Source organism: Sphingomonas sp. CCH9-E2, assembly GCF_001557215.1.
Classification (GTDB): domain Bacteria; phylum Pseudomonadota; class Alphaproteobacteria; order Sphingomonadales; family Sphingomonadaceae; genus Sphingomonas.
Genome location: NZ_LSJM01000110.1, coordinates 1 through 238, shown reverse-complemented (window position 1 = coordinate 238; position 238 = coordinate 1). Strand labels below are relative to the sequence as shown.

At 70.2% G+C, this 238-nt stretch carries 1 protein-coding gene; it reads left to right on the top strand.

What is annotated here, in order from left to right; all coding sequences use genetic code 11:
* On the top strand, positions 1-238 hold a 238-nt coding region (locus AX681_RS22365), incomplete at both ends, for a hypothetical protein (RefSeq protein ID WP_443026338.1).

The following is a 238-nucleotide window of genomic DNA, read 5'->3' as shown; positions in this document are numbered from 1 at the left end:
GCATGGTCCACGCGGCCGACACGCGCGAGCAGGCGCGGGGCGAGCTGGTCGATGGTTGGGATCGAGCGCGTCAGGCCGAGCCGGACAAGAGCCGCATCATCCTAACCCACACCAACGCCGAGGTGCAGAGCCTCAATGGCGAGGCGCGGAACCGGTTGCGGGCGAGCGGCGATCTTGGCGACGACGTGACGGTGAAGGTCGAGCGTGGCGAGCGCCAGTTCGCGGCCGGCGACCGCAT